General features: G+C 69.0%; 1 protein-coding gene. It reads left to right on the top strand.

The genetic code is table 11. The features are described from left to right. The coding region (gene mltG / locus ABZ641_RS37610; RefSeq protein ID WP_359989097.1) for an endolytic transglycosylase MltG at positions 1-1,325 on the top strand (1,325 nt) is incomplete at its 5' end. Positions 1,326-1,357: the final 32 nt, after the last annotated feature.

The following is a 1,357-nucleotide window of genomic DNA, read 5'->3' as shown; positions in this document are numbered from 1 at the left end:
GCTCGCCGGTGCCGCCGCCGCGCGGGGGCGGGGGGCGTCCGGCCGGTCCCGGTCCGGACGGCATCGACTGGGAGGCCGAGGCCGCGGCGCTCGACGGCCCCGCCGAGGCCGAGGCCGAGGTCGAGGAGTGGGAGGACGACCTCGACGAGTACGCCGAGGAGGACGACGCCGAGGGCGGCTCGTTCTTCGGCGCCGACGAGGACACCTCCCGTGACGCCGAGCGCAAGCGCAAGGAGAAGGGCAAGAAGGCCGGCCGCCGCAACCGCGGCGCCTGCCTGGTGGTGGCGCTGGTGCTGCTCGGCGGCATGGGCGGCGCCGGCTGGTGGGGCTACGGCTTCTACCAGGACCACTTCGGTCCGGCACCGGACTACACGGGTGCGGGCGCCGGTTCGGTGAACATCGAGATCCCGTCGGGTTCCAGCGGCACCGCCATCGGCTCGCTGCTCTTCAAGTCCGGCGTGGTGAAGAGCGTCGACGCCTTCGTCGCGGCCTTCAACAAGGACCCGAAGTCCGGCAGCATCCAGCCCGGCTTCTACACGATGGCCCACCAGATGTCCGGTGCTGCGGCGGTCAAGCTGCTGGTGGATTCCGCCGGCGGCAACGCGCTGATCCTCCCGGAGGGCCTGAAGGCCGTCGACGTCTACCCGAGGATCGACGACAAGCTGCAGCTGCCCAAGGGCACCACGGCGAACGTGGCCAAGGAGCAGCTGAACAACCTCGGTCTGCCGGACTACGCGAAGGGCAACATCGAGGGCTTCCTCTTCCCGGACAAGTACCCGATCGCCAAGGGCATGAAGCCCGAGGAACTGCTCAAGCAGATGGTCGGCAACGCGGTGAAGCGCTACCAGGAGCTCAACCTCGACCAGTCGGCCCAGAAGCTCGGTCTCAAGAGCGGCTACGAGGTCCTCGTGGACGCGAGCATCCTGCAGGTCGAGGGCAACAAGAGCGAGGACTTCGGCAAGATGGCGCGGGCGATCAGCAACCGCCTGACCACCAACGTCACCCAGCACAGGCTCGGCCTGGACACCACGCTGCAGTACCAGCTCGGCCGCAAGGAGCTGACCAACAAGGAGATCCACGACGGTTCGCTGAAGTACAACACCTACGTGAACCCGGGCCTGCCGCCCACGCCGATCTCCAACCCCGGCATGGAGGCCATCCGGGCCGTGCTCGACCCGACACCGGGCGACTGGGTCTTCTGGCTCGCGATCTCCCCGCAGGAGACCAAGTTCGCCGCCACCGGCGCGGAGCACGCCAAGAACACCGAGGACTGGTGCATCTCCCGGGGCAAGACGTTCAACAAGGCGACGGTCACCTGCAACTGAGCCGTGGGCGCGGCCGGTCGGTGGGGCCCGCC

Origin of the sequence: Kitasatospora sp. NPDC007106 (genome assembly GCF_040634455.1) — a bacterium.
Lineage (GTDB): Bacteria > Actinomycetota > Actinomycetes > Streptomycetales > Streptomycetaceae > Kitasatospora > Kitasatospora arboriphila.
Note: the sequence above shows the minus strand (reverse complement) of the source record. Positions and strands in the feature narration are given on the sequence as shown.